The sequence below is a fragment of the Agaribacterium haliotis genome (genome assembly GCF_002312815.1).
GTDB classification, from domain to species: Bacteria; Pseudomonadota; Gammaproteobacteria; order Pseudomonadales; family Cellvibrionaceae; genus Agaribacterium; species Agaribacterium haliotis.
In genome coordinates this window covers 50,238-67,289 of sequence record NZ_NKQJ01000011.1, presented here as the reverse complement: position 1 = coordinate 67,289, position 17,052 = coordinate 50,238, and the positions used below count along the sequence as shown (strand labels likewise).

Genomic DNA, 17,052 nt, shown 5'->3' with positions numbered 1-17,052 from the left:
GAAAGTAATCCATAGCAACTACAGGAGCTTCGGTCGAAATTACCGCTCCTGTAGCACTGAATCCTGGGGGGAAATTTAACAAATTGTTAAACCACAACTAACCATTAAGCTATGTCTAAATAGGCTTCAGTGTTGTTTGCTTGAGCGCCTGCGACGACAACTCAGGCGAGTTGGCCAAATGATCTAGCTGCAAGGCCATTGAACTGACATAACCTCCACTATCCGGGAATACCAGATCAACCGTATATTTGTCAGCTCTCTGAAAAGAAGGAATAGGTACTTCCAACACACCAAAAAACGTCAAACGGCCTTTGCCGTTAAGATATTGATCATAGCCTTTTATTTCTTTCGGAATAGATATCTCTACTCCGTTGACAACCAGCTTAGGAAACAGCGTTAAACCATGATCTCGACCAACACCCACCCTTAGTACGGCTTGTTGGGGTTCAGCAGTGCCCTTAAGATCAAAAACAAAACTTGTCTTCTTATTCGCTTTAATTGCTTTTTTATACTCAAGTGCATAATGCTTTTCTCGCACCCGCTCTTGCTTCTGAATAGGCTGATTTAAAAACTTTATTTTAAGTAAAATTGTCGCCTGATCACCCATAGCTACGCTTTTCGGTAGTTCAGCTAATGAGAACTCATCGAGAACAGGCTCTTCATTTTTATTCAAATACAGGTGTCGTATATCTACGGAAGCTACTTTGCCCGTGAAAAGAGAATTAATATGAACCTCTCTTTGTTTAAAATCCGAACTATTCAGTATTAGATAAGCATACTCTCCATCACTGTAGGCTTTTACATTTACGTCCGGAGTATCACTAAAAGCATGAACTGAGCGGCCATTGACATCACGCCAAAATTGGTAAAACTTAACCAATTCTGAATACACCCAGGTTCGAGACTGTCCTGCTCCTCGCTCAAATTCTTGAATCAACAATCTATCTGTGTAGGGAATATCGTGTGCAACCCTACCCCATTCAGCTTTGACAGTGATAAATGGAATAGCCATTTCTATCTGGTTAGGTCTATCCAAAAAAGACATCAACAGCGAATTAATTGCCATTAACTTAAGACCGTCGCGTTTTTTACTCCAAGGCTGATGCCGATATTGATGCACCGCCGCACCGTATTCTGTAATAAGAAAAGGTTTTGTCGTGCCACTTGCTAAAGTTGTGTAGTGCTCAAGTAAATCCAGGCTCGCCTCAACGTTTGATCCGCGCCGATACTCTCCACGACCCTCGAAGTTAGGGAAGTCATATAGGTGCAGGGATATAAAATCCATGCTATCTGCCGCCATATCAATAAAGCGTTTGTCACGGCTTTCCCAGTTGGCAAAATTATTTTTATCAAAATCGGGAAACGCTGCCGTGTAGCCACCGACTAGAACATCGGGAACCTGAGACTTAACTTGTTTTGCAACCACATTGTGAAACTGAAAAATTGAATCGAGTGTTTGCTTTGCTTGCTCACCGCCATAAGGAAAATCGTGAAGGTGATAGAGTGGCTCGTTGATTACCTCGAGATATTTAGGCCTTGGCCGGCCCATATCCCCATCACCTTGAGAAAAGTACTTTTCAAGATAGTCTGCATAAAACGATGCTGACGCTAAACCGAATTTTTTATTGTCGACGGAAAACTCCGGGAAAGACCACTGTCTTGCAGAAAAATGACTAGAGGGCCAAAAGTCGACTGGCCGGCCGGCAACAACAAGCGACTTATCCCTATTTGCAACCGATCGCCCCTGCTGCCATTGTTTAGCTTCATGCTGGCTATATATCCATCTCGCAGCGCCGGCATTGTCATTCACTTCTTCTTCACTGACAAAGCCCGACCTAACCTTGCTTTCAGATAGACGATTTAGCTCCCAGGCAATCGTTCCTGTATCGCGGCCAAAATAGACATCGTACTTTTCAATAAAGTCTCGAAGCAAGTTATCAGAGAAGTTTTCTCCGTAGACATCAGACCAATCTTGCTCACCGCTCCACGAATGAATAGTAATAAATTTTTGACGGTCAAAATATCGCTCTCCGCCAATATTCAAAGCTGTAGCCCAGTCAACGGTAACGGTATCTTCAATATTGGCGCAAACAGCGCTGCTAGAGAAAAGCACGAAAGAAAGGCAACTACAGAAGAGTAATCTCGCACAAAACAACATATCTAACAGCGCTCGTGCGAATTACATTCTCACTGTTGCGATAACATTCGCTTGAGTACCCGATGTCCAGAAAGTGCTAGACAGGCACGAACGACCACGAAGATAGATTTTTTCGCCGCTTTCCGCCGCAGCAAATAACATGGTAAAGAACTTGTCTTCATTTTTAACCCCGGATTGTAAGATCCAAACGTTAGAAGAGCCACAAGTTCCAACAGAACCGCCACCATTTGAGGTGTTAATGATTACACCAACAGAACCGTCGTCATGGGCTTCGATAGAACTGATCGTTCCATAAGCATACATAGACGTATAGATGGTTGCTGACGCAATACCGGAAAGTAAAATTAGGCCCACAAAAACTAAACTACGCATAAATTTCTCCATTTATTTTGCGTAAAAATTTACCGAAATATTCGGCAGAGAGAAGCACTACAACCCAAAGTGCAAGTGGCTTTCTTAAAAACAGAAAACCAAGACATTCGATCAATGCATCCATTCGCATCAAAAGCAAATTATTGCGCCACCAAAGAACAACGTTAGATAGACATCAAAAAATTGAGCATGATCAAATTTATAGGTGACAACTGGCCACCTTAAATCACATAGCGCGAAAGCTCGATACGCGCCTCTGACTACTGAAACAATGAAGCTGTACCCGACAAATTATGATAGTTGTGAATCGAGCAAAACAAACAAGCCCAAAAATACTAATATCGAAAAGAAGAATTATCAATGAAATTTTTAAGCCCGCTATCTCAAACAATAGACATGTTGCATTTCGCGCCAAAGCAGTGGATAACTTGCGTAGACTTAGAAAAGGAATCTGAGTTCAGGCTAGAAGTAAAACCTAGATAGTCAACTGAACGTGTCAGTAACGTTGCCCGATTATACTTAGCTTAAAAATTCAAGCACGGGAAAAATATTAGCACCCTCATTTACACGATTTTTTATAATAATCGCTACGATTAATTCCACCTTAATTAATCGAATCGTTTAGTACCCGCCAATCACCTACGTTATTATTAAAAAACCCACTCTCACTAAAAGCCTGTTTAATAATATTTTGCTTTCGTAAATTATTTATACCTTGATTAATAACTTCAACTAACTCGCCGTCAGGGTCTGCCTTTCTAGATAAAACAAACCTTCGCTCGGAGTATAAAGCAATTTTTACCCCCTGAACCGGATACAGGAGTAACTCGCCATCACTGATAGCCATGCGGTTCTGACGAGTAAAATCACCTAACATATAATCGCCCCTGCCATTGTGAATCATTTTTATAATAGCCATCGGAACATGAACATCGAGCTTATTTGTTACGCCAATAGATCGTAAAGCTTTTAAATCAACATGCCAGTGTGTTGGTGTTAGCGCGGTATAACGACGTAAATCTTCAGCACTTTTGATTTTCATATGCATAAGCTTTTCTTCAGTACTGTAGATGCCTTTAAAGTATTCACCCTTCTGTATAATAGGCTCAGTAACATACAGTTCTTGCTTGTCGATATCATCATCCCAAGCGCTTTCAGCCATCATATGGGCGCTGCCAGACTTAACCAACTCCAATGAACGACTATAATTGGGCGCAATAACAAAACGAAGAGAAATATTATTACCTACCGACCTAAACGCCTGACAAATTAGTACCAACTCGATAACAGATCGGGAAAGAAGTTTCGGCGAATTATACTTTTTTATGTCTTCGCAGCGACGGCCTTTATTAACGGTTTCATGCCTGAATGCATTGGCAGCCAAATCCCCCACTGCAATAACAACCTCTCTATCTTTTTTAGATAGATTGGCGATTGAGCCGCCATCAGTCGCTAGCTTTTTTATAATCGTAACCGGAGCCACGCCGGGGATATCGTGAACACTACCATCTGATGCAGAAAATTGCGCATATAAGAAATAGTACTGATCATCGGGCAAATCTGACGAAGGAACTAAGTCATTTAGCGGAATTTGCGCACTGGAAACACCAGACTGCCTGCCAATTGCACTACGGTCATAAATAATAATATCGGAAAAAATATTCCAATTATTATCCACCCGGCGCAAATAATAACCTATACCACCTTTAGATTTATCAACCGTTTTCCCTTCCCCTGCGTTAAATACGGTAGAAACATACATTCTATCTGAATCAGCATAGATTTCGTTTATGTACCTAGCAGAATCATTTAAACGCAAAAAAGGAACAGATAAATCCATACCCTCATCCACGTTTTTCGCTTGAACCTGGACAACTTTTTCAATTTTATTGCTCACCGCTTTATCTTTTGAAACAATGAAAATTGGTGCAACACCAGGGGTATTTGTATTCACACCGCTGGAAGAGATAAAATGAACAAACAGCAAATAGAACTCCCCCGGTGGCAAATCAGGAGAGGGTAAAAGCGCCCCAAGCGGAATCGACACCGTTGAGAGACCTCGTCTTTTGCCAATTGCCCCTCTATCATTTACAGCGAGATCTGAAATCACTTCCCAATTAGCATTTACCCGACGAAGTAAAAACTCAATACCCTGCCCTTGATCGCTAACGACACTACCTTCGCCAGCATCAAAACGCGCTCGCACCGTCATCGACTCACCGATAACATAAGTAGAATTTAAATACTCGCCCTCAGGAACAAGGTATAACTTAGGGTCAATATCACTTGTTTTATCTTGAGCTAATACCCGAGCACATAAAATTGATAGGCCAACAATTAGAAACGGTACAAAGGCCACTAAGACTAAGCCGCGAAAAACCTTCATTTCAGCTCCTCAACACCCAAGCTATACCACGGCAATATGCACCTGAAATACTCAGTTAATACGGAGTAATTCGTGAAGAAGCTTATTCCGAACCATATAACAATTTGCTATTTCAGACAGACAAACTAACAGCAAAACGCACATCAAATAATCTTTGCTGAATACATTTTAGCCAATGGTTAGAATAATGAGGGTTGTCACTTGAAATGATGGAGTAATTGCCTCGCAAGTGAGGGCTTTTAGTCTTGCTTGTTCTCTGTCGATCTTTAGCCGTCCCCTTGCGGTCAGCAAGACAGCCAGTTACACAGTTTTATCTACAGTGCCTTTACTGGCAGTATATACATCGATTTATTTAATCTTTGGATACTAGATCCATTTAGCCTAGAAAAAGGGCAGTTCACTTATATCATCGCTGATCACAGCTAATACTTGAATAAGTAAACTACCCCCAAAATTCACTACTCAAACCGGCGACAGGCCTGAATCATCTGGAAACATCTACTACACCAGCTGTTTTAAAGTCGACATATTGAATAGCATCAAAGGCCAAAGTGAAGTAAGTATCATTGCCGTAAGCATAAATATCGCGACTACTTGTGAAGGTATAGAACGTGCATTGATTATCCTCTAAACCAATTGAGATACTGGAAAAGTTTCCAGAGACCATTAATTTATTATCAATTGCACTATGACGAAGGCCATTAAAGTAATGCCCTTCCAGATCGACACCCAAATTACCAACAGACCAGTGTGGGCAAGCAGATGGTGAAATCACTGTTCTATCACCAGTATTTTTATCTATTGAAACAACTAAATCGCTATCCGAAACTAGGGCATAAATATTATCTAGCGCAACAACGCCGTTGATGCTCAGCATATCTGGCCCATCTCCTACAGCACCATTTTGCGATATCAGAGCTCTTAATCCCGACTCAAGATCGATGGAAAAAACAGCTCCGAGCTCTGGATCACTGGCAAGCAACAGCGTTTCGTCTTCATTTAAATCCAATGATGATACTGCATTAAATTCAAAGCCAGTTCCGTAGGAAGAAGACGCTACTATAGCTAAGGCTTGCGTAGCAATATCGTAACTATAGACAGCCGACTCTATAGACAGATATAGAGTTTCATCGTCACCAGAGATTTCCAGAGCTAGATTTTCTACAGCTTCAACTGTGCCAATTTCCTCTAGCAGCTCTCGATCACCTGTGTTCAAATCCACTTGAACAAGCAGAATTTTCTGCCAAGCTACACGATCCAGCACATAAGCTTTTTGATAATCTTTATCAATCACCATCGACTGTCCAGCTACTAGTGCATCGCCTTGTCCAACTTGCGATGGCGCTAAATATAAGCTTCTATCTCCGGTAGCAGGATCCACTTCAAATAATGCGTCTTTACTAACATCTCTTACATAAAGCTGATCATCATCACCGATCACCATAGATGAGACCGAATGAAATGCGTTATCGTCATTTGCGTCGACAACAGACAAACTGGAGAACCCACCTGAGCCTACAAGCAGCTGATAGGTGCTAGAGTCCGTCACAAAAAACACTTTATTATCATTATCAAAAGCCAGATCGCGGACGGTTGAAAGGGTCAGGCTATAGCTGTTAGTCAGCTCCATCGTATTCAAATTAAATATCGATACCTCAGGGTCAATAACAGAACTAATAGTAACCAGGCTAGTGCCGGATATCGTAGCGTTTTCAAGTTCCCATTCAGCGAAACCCTCATCACTACTACTTAGAACCACTTCTGCAGAAGCTGATGAGCTCGTTCCAATTTTGCTAATTTGTGAATAATAGTTTTCATAACCTGACTTAATAAGACTAGTAAAGGCATACACTGCATCGAGCTCATCAGCACACTCTAACTCTATCACTTTATACGAAATCTGTTCCGGCCCGGGATAAGAAGATGCCATAAACTCTGAGTAGCTAGATATCAATCCTGTATCGAAATTATAGGCTTTAACAACTAAATCAATATGATCATCACCGGCCCAATCTGCGTCGGCAGCGACAGAATCATTAGTCTCAAGATAAAAATAGCTGTTATTTTTTTGTGAATAACAACCTTGGCCTATGCCATCTGTGCTCAATCGGAAGCTTTGCATTTGACCATTAATAATATCCGCACGCTCTGCGTCCCAAACGTGACGACCAAAGATAGCTACACCCCTCTCAACGTGAGAGAGATACCATGGCAATCTATAGTTTTTGTGAATTGTTACTGAATCAGCATCTAAGGCGGAGTTTCCTTTTGTATCTTCCACATCAATACTGATTAGACCATGTTCAGCGCTTGAACTGATATCCGCAACCCATTCAACAACAACACCAGTCTCATTAACACTTAAGGTCGTAAGTTCTGCCGTGACGCCATTTACGTTCACACTAGCGATGTCGGTATTATCAGTCGCAATACCACGCACCCTCAGCTCCTCAGCAGAGGTGCTTGTGCCAGAGATGGGGAAAATAATCTCCGCTTCAGGAGGGATATTTTCCACCATGGTTGTTAGTATCCAGCTTGTACTCGTTGTATTGCTAGTTAGCACAACCTCATGAATACCTTCCCAGTCGCTACTTGCGGATGCACGAAGTTTAATGGTCTGAGCTTCAGCAACATGCCCTGGCTCTTTTGTATATTCACCGCCATCAATGGAGTACTCACCACCAGCGATTGACACTGGTACAAGGCTATTCACACCGTTGATTGTGATTAGATTTGATTCAACAAGCTGGTCGCGAGCTAAATCAGTTAAAGAGATAAAGCTAGTTTCATCTGGTGTTATGTCTAGGTCTTCAGTAGTAACGACAAAATCAGCCGACGTTTCACCCACAGTAAGTTTTGCTACTGAGTTCGTTGAAAATTCGGAAGAAGCTATCAACCTAACAGATACATGCTGGCCATCATTGATGCTCCCCAAGTCCGCAGTAAAGTCACTACCATCGATAGAATATTCTCCTCCACTAATACTGATATCAGTAGCAGTATTAATGCCGGTAATCTGGAGAGGTTGCGTAACATGCTCACTTTCGCGCATGGCATCTGTCACTACATCAAAGCTAAAGACATTTGGAGTTTTGTCTTCAGCCTCAGTAACAATATTCCAGGTCATTATTACCGAACCAACAGTAAGCTCAGCAGTCACTTTTTCTTGAAACGAGTCACCAGACATCATTTTCATTAAAACTGCTTGCCCAGCGCTTATCATACTTGGCTCACCAGTAAATGGAGCTCCATCAATGGAATAGAGAGCCCCTGAAACAGTTATCGGAATAGAGTTATTAATTCCTGAAATGATGTGAGCCTCAGATTCAAACTCCTGACCAATAGACGCAGAGTTTATATCTTTAAAAACAACTTCGTCTGGAGTTAAATCCTCTTCCTCAGATACAACCTGGACGAGCACTTCGCTTCGGCCAACCGTAACTACCGCGGTAGCCTTTTCTCCATATGCATCAGGTGCAAACATTTTGACAGAGACACTTTGACCATTGCCAACCATTCCGGGTTCAGACGTAAAACCCCCTCCATCTATCGCATACTCCGCGCCATCGATGCTAATGGAAACTGGTGAATCAACCCCATTTACGATAAATGTCTGCGTTTGCTCGCCACCTGGAATTATCTCTTTTTCTGGGCTTAACAGAACTGGAATTTCGGGGGTTAAATCAAGGCTCTCATTATTCTGACTTGATGAACTCCCCCCTCCTCCGCAGGCATACAGAGCCAACAACAACGGCAAAACAAGAACTAAAGACATTCTCATAAAAACATTCCTAGCAAGTGTTATGTTCGACAAGATAAATAAAGCAAATGATCACTAGAGATAAAAACACATAACTCATCGGTAATCACGAATAACAACCAGAGCTAATGCTGTAGGTTATTTTATAAACCTGAGAGATAACTCTAATGCGCTGTAATCATAATCAGACGACTTTACATAAGACACATATTCAATATTGACAGTAAAAGAATCTCGATCACCGACCCAAGCGCCCACACCGTAGGAAAGACCTGAGGAACTATCCGAAAAATCATAGTTTTGATTGGGAAAGCTCGCGTTCAAACTTACATTTGAACAACCTGCCATACCGTAAAGAGAGGAATTTTTCCCTAAACCTAAGTCTCCCTTAAGCATTAATGAAGAAAGGTATTCAAGACCCAGCTCTACACGTTCATTATGTGTTCCAGTTCCAAATAAATTTGGAACTTTTAAATCGCCTTCATCAGTGCCCTTACCAACGATGAACCGCCCTTCTAATCCAATATTTTTATTGAAATTCTTACCCAATGAAAACATTAGGCCTGTGGTGTTCACATCGGATACCTGGTCTTCTTTATAACTTCCTTTGTGAAAGCCCAAACCAAGGTTTACGCCATCTGCCCATACCGACAGCGGTAGAAACAGTGCAACTGAAGAAGCAAATATTTTTATATTTTTCATTTCAAACTTATCACTAAATTATTTACCAACAAATCGGCCGGCACCATATACTAGCGAGGCGCAAATAAAAAGAACTAACTATAAACAAATAGATACACACAATGCTGCGCATACACCACTAACAAAATCGCTCATCATAGATAAATAATTTGTACGCACAAAAAAGCCGGGCACTAGGCCCGGCTTTTTTGTGTAACAACAAATAGCTTAAAAATTTAAGCTACAAATTAATTTATTAAAAAATTAATCCAACAACTCACTCGCTACAGCAACAACATTTTCAACGGTGAAACCAAAGTGCTCCATTAATTTTCCGCCTGGTGCACTTTCGCCAAATGTTGTCATGCCAACTACGCGGCCGTCGAAGCCAACGTACTTGGCCCAGTAGTCGGCGAGTGAGGTTTCGATGGCAACACGGGCGCTAACTTCTGCCGGCAGTACGCTTTGTTTGTAAGCTTCGTCTTGGGCATCAAAGGTGGTCGTGCTCGGCATACTTACTACACGAACATTTTTACCCTGGCCACTTAATTCAGCTGCGGCATTTACTGCAAGGCCAACTTCGGAACCGGTGGCAATTAAAATTAAATCAGGTGTACCGTCGCAATCGACAATGGCGTAAGCACCTTTTTCAATTGCGGCAACTTGAGCATCATCGCGAGCGAGAGCAGGCAGGCCCTGGCGAGAGAAAATCAACGAGGTTGGGCCGTCTTTGCGCTGGGCGGCGGCTTTCCATGCAACGGCAGTTTCAGTTGCATCGGCAGGGCGCCATACGCTCATGTTTGGTGTCATGCGCAGGTGGGCGAGGTTTTCGATGGGCTGGTGAGTTGGGCCATCTTCACCCTGACCAATTGAGTCGTGGGTGTAAACAAAGATGCTTTGAATGCCCATCAGCGCTGCCATACGCACAGCGTTGGCCGCGTACTGCTGGAACATCAGGAAGGTTGCACCGTAGTTAACAAAACCTTTGTGCAGAGCAATACCGTTCATGATGCCGCTCATGCCAAATTCACGTACACCGTAGTAGATGTAGTTACCGGCCGCATCGTCCTGAATACCTTTGGAACCAGACCACAGCGTCAGGTTTGAACCGGCGAGGTCGGCAGAACCACCGAGAATTTCAGGCAACATTGCACCAAAAGCTTCAATGGCGTTTTGTGATGCTTTGCGCGAGGCGATGTTCTCGCCCTTCTCTTGGCACTCTTTAATAAAAGCTTGAGCTTTAACTTCAAAGTCAGCGGGCAACTCGTCTTTAATTACGCGACGCTCGTATTCAGCGGCAAGCTCTGGGTGAGCAGCTTTATAGGCAGCAAATTTCTCGTCCCATGCGCTTTCAGCAGCGGCACCTTGTTCTTTGCCATCCCAGCCAGCGTAAATATCAGCAGGAATTTCAAACGGGCCCTCTTTCCAATCGAGGAATTCACGAGCGGCTGCGATTTCATCGTCGCCGAGAGGCGCACCGTGGCAGTCGTGAGTACCGGCTTTATTGGGTGAACCAAAGCCGATGGTGGTTTGAGTACAGATCAGAGTTGGCTTGTCAGTTACAGACTTAGCTTCTTCGATAGCGGCTTTAATAGCGTCGGCGTCATGGCCGTCTACTACCGGGATCACGTGCCAGCCGTAAGATTCAAAACGCTTAGGCGTGTCGTCGCTGAACCAACCTTCTACGTGGCCATCGATGGAGATGCCGTTGTCATCCCAGAATGCGATCAGTTTGCCGAGCTTCAGGGTACCGGCCAAGGAACAAGCCTCGTGACTGATACCTTCCATCAGGCAGCCATCGCCCATAAAGCAGTAGGTGAAGTGATCGACGATGTCGTGGCCTTCGCGGTTGAACTGAGCCGCCAGCGTTTTCTCGGCAATGGCCATGCCCACGGCGTTGGAGATACCGGCGCCCAGAGGGCCCGTGGTAGTTTCAACACCCGGGGTGTAACCGTATTCAGGGTGGCCAGGGGTTTTGCTGTGCAGCTGACGGAAATTTTTGAGCTCTTCGATAGGCAGCTCGTAGCCGCTTAAGTGCAGCAGCGAGTAGATCAGCATGGAGCCGTGACCGTTACTCAGGATAAAGCGGTCGCGATCGGCCCACTCGGGGTTAGTTGGGTTGTGCTTGAGGAAGTCGTTCCACAGAACTTCAGCAATATCTGCCATTCCGAGGGGGGCGCCAGGGTGGCCGCTCTTGGCTTTTTGTACCGCGTCCATGCTGAGAACACGAATGGCGTTGGCGAGTTGTCTGCGCGTAGGCATAACTGCTTAGCTCCTATTTTGCTGTCTAACTGTCTGTCTGTTGTCTGACAAACGTCGAGGTGGGTGATCCGATCACAGCTACGATCCGTAAGCTCTGACCTCAAAATTGGGGCCGCCATTTTCTACTAATGCACCGCTTAGGTAAACCAAAGTGGCGCCGAACTGTGGAACTTTCACCCTATCCACGCCTGGATTTGCCGCAAAAGCGACATATTGCACCAATACAATGCAGTTCCTTCGCAGCGATCGTGTCCAAACAAAGCTATATCAAAATATTTTGATATAGCTTTCAAGCACTGCTAGACTTGCCCACCATGAATGCAGCAAGCACTACTACGGTCGACGTTCTGAGCCAGGCGCTGAAAGCCGCTGGCGACGATTTACGCTTGCAGGTTTTAGCCTTGCTCGCCCAGGACAGCTACGCAGTGCAGGAGCTCTGCCAAATTTTTGCCAGCAAGCAAAGCGGCATGAGCCACCACTTAAAGGTGTTAAACAAAGCGCAGCTGGTAAGTACCCGGCGCGAAGGCAACACCAACTATTACCGGCGCAGTGATGAAGCCTGCAGTCAGGCGCTCGATCATTTGCGCGACAGTATTTATCAAGCGGCCGATGCCCTGCACTTGAGCGATGAAGTTCAAGCCCAGCTCGGAACCTTGTACCAGCAGCGCGCTGCCGCTTCGCTGGCGTTTTTTAAAGACAACGCCGCAGCATTTAAAGAGCAGCAAGATTTAATTGCCGCCTACGATGTTTACGGGCCAGAGGTAGCAAGTTTGTTGGGCCGCGGCCTAAAAGCGCTCGAAGTTGGCCCCGGCAACGGTGAATTTTTAAGTGAACTGGCTGCGCGTTTTGAGCAGGTTATCGCCCTGGATACTTCGGCGCAGATGCTTGAACAAAGCAAAGAGCTTTGTTCAAAACAAAATATCGACAACGTAAATTTTGTTAACGGCGATACCGCTCACTGCCGCGCGCTGGCAAATAGCTTAGACGCGATTGTTATTAATATGGTGCTGCACCACACGCCGTCACCGGCAACTATTTTTGCCGATGTTAGCAGTGCGCTTAAACCCGGTGCGATGTTATTGGTATGTGAGCTCGGCGCCCACGATCAGGACTGGGTCAAACAAGCCTGCGGTGATCAGTGGCTTGGTTTTGCCAGCAGCGAATTAAAGCAGTGGGCCAAACTTCAGGCCCTAACAGAAGGTGCAAGCCGTTATTTTGCTTTGCGCAATGGTTTTCAAATTCAGATTCATCAATTTTTTAAACAGCACTAAGGGCAAAACTTGATTTTGCCCCGCTTTTAACAGAGAGAGCAACCATGGCTGATTATTCTTTATTCACTTCCGAAAGCGTCAGTGAGGGCCACCCAGATAAAATGGCCGATCAGATTTCTGACGCCATTCTCGATGCGATACTCAAAGACGATATTCACAGCCGCGTCGCGGTAGAGACCCTGGTAAAGACAGGCATGGTTGTTGTCGCCGGCGAGGTGCGCACCGATACTTATGTCGACCTTGAAGATTTAATTCGTGATGTCATCTTAAATATTGGCTACAACTCTTCTGAGGTGGGCTTTGACGGCGCCAGCTGCGCGGTACTCAATGCCATTGGCAAGCAGAGCTCGGATATCGCCATGGGTGTTGACGAAGCCAGCAATAAAGACCTCGGCGCAGGCGACCAGGGCTTGATGTTTGGTTATGCCACCAACGAAACCGACGTGCTGATGCCCGCGCCGATTTATTATTCTCACCGCCTGGTTGAAAAGCAGGCCGAGCTGCGTAAAAACGGCAAGCACGCGTGGTCGCGCCCCGACGCCAAAAGCCAGGTAACCCTGCGCTACGAAAACGGCAAGCCCGTTGCAGTTGATGCAGTTGTGCTTTCAACCCAGCACAGCCCGGATGTTAGCCAGGATGTAATTCGCGAAGCGGTGATGGAAGAAATCATCAAGCCGGTTCTGCCTGCCGAGTGGCTGCACAAAGATACCCTGTTCCACATTAACCCAACCGGCCAGTTTATTATCGGCGGCCCTGTTGGTGACTGTGGTTTGACCGGCCGCAAAATTATCGTCGACACCTACGGTGGTATGGCACGTCACGGTGGTGGTGCGTTCTCGGGTAAAGACCCGTCTAAAGTAGACCGTTCCGCTGCCTACGCCGGTCGTTATGTTGCGAAGAATATTGTTGCCGCCGGACTTGCCGAGCGCTGTGAAATTCAGGTTAGCTACGCGATTGGTGTTGCCGAGCCAACTTCGATTGCAGTAAATACTTTTGGTACAGGCAAAATCAGTGATGATGCGATTGTTGCTTTAGTACGTGAACATTTTGATCTGCGCCCACAAGGCCTGATCGATATGCTAGACCTGAAGCGCCCTATTTATTCTGCAACCGCAGCCTATGGGCACTTCGGCCGCGAGCTTCCAGACTTTACCTGGGAAAAGACAGACAAAGCCGACTTACTTAAGTCAGCACTGTAATTATTCGACTTAACTTCGTATTCCGGTGCGAAGTGTGAAGCAGCGTTTTCAGACACGCGTAAACCCATCCATGGGGCTCTCCGCCGCTTCCTGCGGCAGAAGGTACTGAAAACTCTGCTTCACACTCCTCACCTAGCCAAGTGCCACTTCGATATTTCGCTGGCACTGAGTTTAGATGGGGCGGTGGCGCCTCGCAGGGCAATCGGGCGTAGGGAACGCCCGCTTAGCGGACAGGGAGTCTAGAGCGTGCCTCGCGAGGCGCCACCGCCCCATCTAAACGGAATTGAACAGAACTACACCGATGCCCAGTAGGGAAGAGGAAAAAATGACTGCAGTTACAGCTCCAAATAATTTTACTGATTTTAAAGTTGCCGCTAAGACTCAAGAAGAGTTTGACCGTGATGCACTTTGGGGTCGTAAAGAAATTGATATCGCCGAAGGTGAAATGCCAGCCCTGATGGCCCTTCGCACACGCTACAAAAATGAACAGCCTTTGGCCGGCGCCAAAATTATGGGCTGTATTCACATGACCATTCAAACCGCCGTGCTGATCGAAACCCTGGTAGAGCTCGGTGCCGACGTGCGCTGGTCTTCTTGTAACATCTTCTCAACCCAGGATCACGCCGCCGCCGCAATCGCCGCCGCCGGCATTCCTGTGTTTGCGTGGAAAGGTGAAACCGAAGAAGAGTTTTGGTGGTGCATCGAACAAACCATCGTTAAAGACGGTGAAGTTTGGGATGCGAATATGATTTTGGACGATGGCGGCGACCTGACCCAGCTGTGCCACGACAAATTCCCGGCTCTGCTCGACGACATTCACGGTATTTCTGAAGAAACCACCACCGGTGTTCACCGCCTGGTAGAAATGCAGGAAAAGGGCGAGCTGCTGGTACCGGCGATCAACGTTAATGATGCTGTAACCAAAAGCAAAAACGACAACAAATACGGTTGTCGCCACAGCCTGAACGATGCGATCAAGCGCGGCACCGACCACCTGCTCAGCGGTAAAAAAGCCCTGGTAATCGGCTACGGCGATGTCGGTAAAGGTTCTGCCGCCTCACTGCGTCAGGAAGGCATGATTGTTAAGGTGACCGAAATCGATCCAATCTGTGCGATGCAGGCCTGCATGGACGGTTTTGAAGTTGTGTCTCCGTACACTAACGGTGTTAACACCGGCAAGGTTGAAGACATCAACCACATCGTACTGGGCACCACCGATCTGGTTGTGACCACGACCGGCAACATCAATGTTTGTGATGCGGCGATGCTGCAAAGCCTGAAAAACGGCGCCGTGGTTAGCAACATCGGCCACTTCGACAATGAAATTGATACGGCTTACATGCGTGAGAACTGGGAGTGGGATGAGGTCAAACCTCAGGTTCACAAGATCTACCGCAACAAAGCTGAAAATGATCATCTTATTCTGCTGTCGGAAGGTCGCCTGGTGAACCTCGGTAATGCTACCGGTCACCCAAGCCGTATTATGGATGGCTCTTTTGCCAATCAGGTACTGGCACAGATCTATCTCTACGAGAAGAAGTTTGCCGACCTTTCCAAAGAAGAAAAAATTGCCAACATCTACGTTAAAGTTCTGCCGAAGAAACTCGACGAGGAAGTTGCCGCAGCGATGGTTGAAGGTTTTGGTGGCGTGATCACCAAACTGCGCCCCGACCAGGCGGAATACATTAATGTTGAGGTTGATGGCCCTTATAAGCCTGAGACTTACAAATATTAAGTACTTTGCCCGACGATTAGTCGGGTAAGTCAAACAGTAACTTCCCGCTGCGCTGGGGGAGGCCCTTTCTGGAGACGCCACAAGCAGTCCTCTCTACGTTCGAAGAGGGCCATCCTTGGGGGCTTGTCTTCGACATCCATGTTTCGGACAGCCCAGAAAGTCGCCCCCACCATCACAGCTGACACTCTGCCAGCTCAACTATCTGAATGGCACAGAGTCAGGTGAGTGAGGGGCTGGCTTTTGGGGACATCGGAGGCATGGATGCCGACGCTGAGCGTACAGGGATGTATTTACCGCGCTCCCCCAAAGCCAGCCCCTCGCTCACGCCGATGGCACCAACCTGGAAGGCAACAACTATAAGCCCAAGAGTGGCAACATATAATGAGCGAAGAAAAAATCCAGTTCAGCTTCGAATTCTTCCCCCCTAAAACCGAAGCCGGGCGCGAAAAGCTCGTCACCACCCGCAATGAGCTAAACAAACTCCAGCCAAAATATTTTAGCGTCACCTACGGTGCTGGTGGTTCTACACGCGACAATACACTCGGTATCGTCACGAGTATGAAAAACGAAGGGTTTAATGTCGCTCCCCACTTGAGTTTTGGTGGCGACGATGAACAAAGCATGCTCAAACTATTGGGCAAATATAAAAACGCAGGTGTTGACCGCATTGTCGCCTTGCGCGGTGATATACCCTCCGGCGTCGGTGGTTCTTTGCAACTTATCTATGCCAATGAACTTGTAAGTTTTATTCGCCAGCACTTTGGGGATCATTTTAAACTAGCCGTTGCAGCCTACCCGGAAATCCATCCGGAAGCCGAAAGTTACGACAAAGACATAACTTATTTAAAAGCTAAGTTTGACGCCGGGGCTGACTACGCCATTACCCAGTATTTTTATAACCCTGACGCATTTTTTTATTTTATCGAACAATGCGACAAAGCTGGCATTAATAAACCGATTTACCCCGGTATTATGCCAATCATAAATTATAAAAATTTAGCTCGCTTTAGTGCCAACTTCGGTGCCGATATACCGCGCTGGATAGCCAAACGACTTGAATCTTACGCAGACGATAGCGCCAGTATTCACGTCTTTGGTTTAGACCTAGTAAGTGAGTTGTGCGAAACACTGATAGATAATGGCGCACCGGGTTTTCATTTTTATACAATGAACCAAGTTGAACCGAGCGCAAATATTATTAAAAACCTCGGCTTGAGCAGCTAACGGA

Annotated in this window: 10 protein-coding genes; 4 read left to right on the top strand and 6 right to left on the bottom strand. The window is 45.8% G+C overall.

All coding sequences use genetic code 11. From position 1 onward, the window contains the following. Window positions 1-115: 115 nt before the first annotated feature. The 6 genes from CFK45_RS13390 to tkt form a co-directional block, all read right to left on the bottom strand. Window positions 116-2,113 carry an agarase gene (locus CFK45_RS13390; protein ID WP_143247589.1) on the bottom strand — a complete coding sequence of 666 codons (1,998 nt, stop codon included), beginning with the start codon at window positions 2,111-2,113 and terminating at the stop codon, window positions 116-118. A 66-nt stretch (window positions 2,114-2,179) separates the two neighbouring features. Then, entirely contained in the window at window positions 2,180-2,530 is a 351-nt protein-coding gene (locus CFK45_RS13385) for a hypothetical protein (RefSeq protein ID WP_143247588.1), read from the bottom strand. Window positions 2,531-3,134: 604 nt separating this feature from the next. Continuing rightward, window positions 3,135-4,916, bottom strand: a complete 1,782-nt coding sequence (locus CFK45_RS13380) for a hypothetical protein (RefSeq protein WP_096086953.1) — start codon at window positions 4,914-4,916, stop codon at window positions 3,135-3,137. A gap of 484 nt (window positions 4,917-5,400) precedes the next feature. Then, window positions 5,401-8,697: a hypothetical protein gene (locus tag CFK45_RS13375; protein WP_143247587.1), complete on the bottom strand. Its 3,297-nt coding sequence runs from the start codon at window positions 8,695-8,697 to the stop codon at window positions 5,401-5,403. 117 nt (window positions 8,698-8,814) lie between these two features. Further along, a complete protein-coding gene (locus CFK45_RS13370; protein ID WP_096086951.1) occupies window positions 8,815-9,378 on the bottom strand; it encodes an outer membrane beta-barrel protein in 564 nt (187 codons plus the stop codon). Between the two features lie 243 nt (window positions 9,379-9,621). After that, the gene (gene tkt / locus CFK45_RS13365) at window positions 9,622-11,619 is read right to left on the bottom strand and encodes a transketolase (RefSeq protein WP_096086950.1); all 1,998 of its coding nucleotides are present in this window, start codon (window positions 11,617-11,619) and stop codon (window positions 9,622-9,624) included. Window positions 11,620-11,933: 314 nt separating this feature from the next. Here tkt and CFK45_RS13360 point away from each other — a divergent pair, with 314 nt between their 5' ends. From CFK45_RS13360 to metF, 4 genes are all read left to right on the top strand, one after another. Next, window positions 11,934-12,890: an ArsR/SmtB family transcription factor gene (locus CFK45_RS13360; RefSeq protein WP_096086949.1), complete on the top strand. Its 957-nt coding sequence runs from the start codon at window positions 11,934-11,936 to the stop codon at window positions 12,888-12,890. Between the two features lie 44 nt (window positions 12,891-12,934). Beyond that, window positions 12,935-14,089 (top strand): methionine adenosyltransferase, encoded by a 1,155-nt coding sequence (gene metK / locus CFK45_RS13355; RefSeq protein ID WP_096086948.1) that lies wholly within the window; start codon window positions 12,935-12,937, stop codon window positions 14,087-14,089. Window positions 14,090-14,414: 325 nt separating this feature from the next. Further along, a complete protein-coding gene (gene ahcY / locus CFK45_RS13350) occupies window positions 14,415-15,824 on the top strand; it encodes an adenosylhomocysteinase (RefSeq protein WP_096086947.1) in 1,410 nt (469 codons plus the stop codon). 381 nt (window positions 15,825-16,205) lie between these two features. Then, window positions 16,206-17,048, top strand: a complete 843-nt coding sequence (gene metF, locus CFK45_RS13345; RefSeq protein WP_096086946.1) for a methylenetetrahydrofolate reductase [NAD(P)H] — start codon at window positions 16,206-16,208, stop codon at window positions 17,046-17,048. Window positions 17,049-17,052: the final 4 nt, after the last annotated feature.

Coding starts and splice junctions, on each gene's coding strand:
- metF (WP_096086946.1), top strand. CDS start 16,206: ATGAGCGAAGAAAAAATCCAGTTCAGCTTCGAATTCTTCCCCCCTAAA.
- metK (WP_096086948.1), top strand. CDS start 12,935: ATGGCTGATTATTCTTTATTCACTTCCGAAAGCGTCAGTGAGGGCCAC.
- CFK45_RS13360 (WP_096086949.1), top strand. CDS start 11,934: ATGAATGCAGCAAGCACTACTACGGTCGACGTTCTGAGCCAGGCGCTG.
- CFK45_RS13380 (WP_096086953.1), bottom strand. CDS start 4,916: ATGAAGGTTTTTCGCGGCTTAGTCTTAGTGGCCTTTGTACCGTTTCTA.
- tkt (WP_096086950.1), bottom strand. CDS start 11,619: ATGCCTACGCGCAGACAACTCGCCAACGCCATTCGTGTTCTCAGCATG.
- ahcY (WP_096086947.1), top strand. CDS start 14,415: ATGACTGCAGTTACAGCTCCAAATAATTTTACTGATTTTAAAGTTGCC.
- CFK45_RS13385 (WP_143247588.1), bottom strand. CDS start 2,530: ATGCGTAGTTTAGTTTTTGTGGGCCTAATTTTACTTTCCGGTATTGCG.
- CFK45_RS13375 (WP_143247587.1), bottom strand. CDS start 8,697: ATGAGAATGTCTTTAGTTCTTGTTTTGCCGTTGTTGTTGGCTCTGTAT.
- CFK45_RS13370 (WP_096086951.1), bottom strand. CDS start 9,378: ATGAAAAATATAAAAATATTTGCTTCTTCAGTTGCACTGTTTCTACCG.